At 71.9% G+C, this 3,642-nt stretch carries 4 protein-coding genes; 1 reads left to right on the top strand and 3 read right to left on the bottom strand.

Annotation, left to right across the window (positions count from 1 at the left end):
- Positions 1-153, bottom strand: a 153-nt coding sequence (locus ON39_RS47730; RefSeq protein ID WP_157195555.1) for a helix-turn-helix domain-containing protein, incomplete at its 3' end; no start/stop codon positions are given.
- 75 nt (positions 154-228) lie between these two features.
- Here ON39_RS47730 and ON39_RS34385 point away from each other — a divergent pair.
- Entirely contained in the window at positions 229-1,743 is a 1,515-nt protein-coding gene (locus ON39_RS34385) for an MFS transporter (protein WP_083894864.1), read from the top strand.
- Between the two features lie 4 nt (positions 1,744-1,747).
- Here ON39_RS34385 and ON39_RS34380 read toward each other — a convergent pair whose 3' ends face one another.
- Positions 1,748-2,755 (bottom strand): sugar phosphate isomerase/epimerase family protein, encoded by a 1,008-nt coding sequence (locus ON39_RS34380; RefSeq protein WP_040740477.1) that lies wholly within the window; start codon positions 2,753-2,755, stop codon positions 1,748-1,750.
- Positions 2,752-3,642 (bottom strand): Gfo/Idh/MocA family protein (locus ON39_RS34375; protein WP_040740476.1); only part of this gene is annotated, 891 nt, incomplete at its 5' end. The genes ON39_RS34380 and ON39_RS34375, both read right to left, overlap by 4 nt.

Below are 3,642 nucleotides of genomic sequence, written 5' to 3'. Positions count from 1 at the left end.
GATCGGGTCGTCCATGGCGCGCCGCAACCGCCCGAGGGCGCGGCTGGTGGCGGGGATGGACAGGTGCAGGCGCTCGGACGCGGCCGTGACGCTGCCCTCTTGGAGGAGCGCGTCGAACACGCGCAGCAGGTTCAGGTCGAGCAGCTCGGGCATAGTTGCATCGTACGCAAGTATGGGTTGCCGAAGTTGCGTGGCGCGGAAACGGCCGAGGTCCATACCGTTTTGCCCATGCCATTTCCTCTTGTCCGCGACCGTCCGCCGACCTCGCGCGAGCCACTGTCCCGCCCGATAGCGCAGCGCGCGCTGCTCGCCGTCATGTGCGCCTGCGTGGTGCTCGTCGTGGCGATGGTCGCCGCGATCAACCTCGCCGTCCCGATGCTCGCCGCGAGCGCCCTGCACCCCTCCGCGTCCACGCTGGTGTGGATCGTCGACACCTACGTCATCTTCTTCGCGTGCCTCGTGATTCCGGGCGGGGCCGCAGGAGATCGCTTCGGGCGCAAAGGAGTTCTGCTCGCCGGCCTGCTCCTGTTCGCGGCGGGCGCGTTGCTGTCGGCGGTGGCGCCGAACGTGGCCGTGCTGCTGATCAGCCGCGCGATCACCGGTATCGGCGCCGCCGCCGTGCTGCCCAACACGCTCGCGGTCCTGCTGCACGCCGTCCCCGCCGAGCGCAAGGGCCCGACCATCGCGGTGTGGGCCTCGATGACCGGAATCGGCGGCGTGGTGGGCAATGTCGGTGGCGGAGCGGTGCTTTCGGGCGGCTCGTGGCGGTGGCTGTTCGCGGCCGCCGTGCCGATCGCGCTGGTGCTCGCCGCGCTCGTGGCCCGCGTCGCGCCGGTCTCGCCGCGCCACGACCGCCGCCTCGACGTGCCCGGCGCGCTGCTGTTCGTCGCCGCGTCGGTGGCGCTGCTGCTCGGCATCGTGCAGGGACCGGAGTCCGGCTGGGGGAGCGCGGTGGTGATCGGCGGATTCGCCGGTGCCGCAGCACTGTTCGCGGTGTGGACGTTCGTCGAACTGAAAGTCGAACACCCGCTGCTGGATCCGCGGTTGTTCCGCGTCCCCGGTCTGCGCGGCGCCTGCCTCGGCATGACGACGGTGTTCTTCGGCATGTTCGCCCTCTTCTACGTGAACGCGTCGTTCCTCCAGTACGGCATGGGATTCGGCGTGCTGCGCACCGGTCTCGGCATCATCCCGCTCACCGTCCCCGTCATCCTCGGCGCCCGGCACGTCGGCCGGCTGGCGCAGCGCATCGGCGTGGACGCCACCGTCGCGCTCGCCTTCGTGTTCGTCGGCGCGGGTCTGCTCGGCCTGTCCACCAGCGACGCGCACACCACCTACCTCGAGTACGCCGCCTGGCTGGTCGCCACCGGAGTCGGTGTGACGCTGGCCCTTCCGACCCTGTCCGCCGCCATCGCGGGCTCGCTGCCGCACGCGCAGGCCGGGGTCGGCGCCGGATTGCAGGCCACCACGCGCGAATTCGGCAGCGCCCTCGGGGTGGCCGTCATCAGCACGGTGCTCACCGCCCGTTTCGTCGCCGCCCTCCCGCCGGACGTCCGCGAGCACGACCCGCACACCGTCGCGCAGGCCCTCGCTACCACCACGCGCACCGAAGACGTTGTCGCGGCGTTCATCTCGGGCGCGGACACCGGGTTCCGAGTGGTCGGCGTCGCGGTGCTCGTCCTCGGCGTGCTCGTCGTCGTCCAGTCGCTGCTGTCGCGCGGCGGGCGCACCCCGGCGGCGCGGTGAGGCGTCAGCGTTCGGCGCGGAACGCCGCGTCGAACGAGGCCGCGGGCGGCGTGATCGCGTTGAGGCCGCGCACGAAGGCCAGAGCCTCCGGGGCGCCGGCGAGGCGGTCCATGCCGGCGTCCTCCCACTCGATCGAGATGGGCCCGGTGTAGCCGACGGCGTTGAGCGCGCGGAAGCAGTCCTCCCACGGCACATCGCCGCGGCCGGTGGAGACGAAGTCCCAGCCGCGGCGCAGGTCGGCCCACGGCAGGTGGGAGGAGAGCCTGCCGCGCCGGCCGTCGCCGCAGCGGACCTTCGTGTCCTTGCAGTCGACGTGGTAGATCCGGTCGGCGAAGTCGAGGATGAAGGCGACGGGGTCGAGGTCCTGCCAGATGAAATGCGAAGGGTCCCAGTTCAAGCCGAAGGCCGGGCGGCGGTCGACGGCGGCCAGCGCGCGCACGGTGGTCCAGTAGTCGTAGGCGATCTCGCTGGGATGCACCTCGTGCGCGAAACGGACGCCTTCCGCGTCGAACACGTCGAGGATCGGGTGCCAGCGCCGCGCGAAGTCCTGGTAGCCGCGCTCGACGGTCTCCGGCGGCACGGGCGGGAACATCGCGACGGTGTGCCAGATGCTGGAGCCGGTGAACCCGACGACCGTGGACACCCCGAGCCGCGCGGCCGCCCGCGCCGTGTCCGCCATCTCGGCCGCCGCGCGCCCCCGCACCCCCTCCGGCTCGCCGTCGCCCCAAATGCGCTGCGGCACAATGGCCCGGTGCCGCTCGTCGATCGGATGGTCACAGACAGCCTGACCCACCAGGTGGTTCGACAACGCGAACACCTGTAATCCATAGCGCTCCAGTGTCTTCCGCTTACCCGCACAGTAGTCGGGCTCGGCGAGCGCCCGGTCGACCTCGAAATGATCGCCCGAGCAGGCGATCTCGAGCCCGTCGTAGCCCCACTCCGCCGCCAGCCGGCACACCTCGTCGAACGGCAGGTCGGCCCACTGCCCGGTGAACAGCGTGATCGGTCTCATGGTTGTCCTCCTCCGAGAGCGGTCCAGCGCCCCGCGTCCGCCGCGCTCGCCTCGACCGCGGCGAGCACCCGCTGCACCGCGAGCCCGTCGGCGAAACTCGGCGTCGGGTCCTTGCCCGCGGCGATCGCGATGACCAGGTCCGCCACCTGGTTGGTGAAGGTGTGGTCGTAGCCGAGCCCGTGGCCGGGCGGCCACCAGGCGCCGGAGTACGGGTGCTGCGGCTCGGTCACCAGTATGCGGCGGAAACCAGCCGTCTCCGGCTCCTCGGTGTGGTCGTGGAACCACAGCTCGTTCATCGCCTCCAGGTCGAACGCGAGACTGCCGTGCGTTCCGTTGAGCTCCAGGCGCAGGGCGTTCTTGCGTCCGGCGGCCACCCTGGTCGCCTCGAAGGAGGCGAGCCCGCCGCCGGAGAGCCGGCCGAGGAACAGCGCGGCATCGTCCACGGTGACCGGGCCGAGGCCGGGACCGTCGGGCAGCGGCCGCTCGGTGACGAACGTGTCGAGCAGCGCCGAGACCCCGGTGAGCGTCTCCCCGGTGACGAACTGGGTGGCGTCGATGATGTGCGCGCCGATATCGCCGAGCGCGCCCGAACCCGCGCGCCGCCGGTCGAGCCGCCAGCTCAGCGGCGCGTCCGGATCGGCGAGCCAGTCTTGCAGATACAGCGCGCGCACATGCCGGATGGCGCCGATTCGCCCCTGCGCCACCAGGTTTCGCGCGAGCGCCAGCGCTGGCACCCGCCGATAGCTGAAGCCGACCATCGATCGCACGCCGCGCCGGGCGGCCTGCTCCGCGGCGGCGGCCATCGCCGCCGCCTCGGCGACGGTATTGGCCATCGGCTTCTCACACAGCACGTGCTTGCCCGCGCGCAGCGCCGCGATGGCGATCTC

It is taken from the genome of Nocardia tenerifensis NBRC 101015 (genome assembly GCF_000308715.1).
GTDB classification, from domain to species: domain Bacteria; phylum Actinomycetota; class Actinomycetes; order Mycobacteriales; family Mycobacteriaceae; genus Nocardia; species Nocardia tenerifensis.
Note: the sequence above shows the minus strand (reverse complement) of the source record. Positions and strands in the feature narration are given on the sequence as shown.

Bases quoted from the DNA above. Each gene is read 5' to 3' on its own strand.
- ON39_RS34385 (WP_083894864.1), top strand. From the start codon at position 229: ATGCCATTTCCTCTTGTCCGCGACCGTCCGCCGACCTCGCGCGAGCCA.
- ON39_RS34380 (WP_040740477.1), bottom strand. From the start codon at position 2,755: ATGAGACCGATCACGCTGTTCACCGGGCAGTGGGCCGACCTGCCGTTC.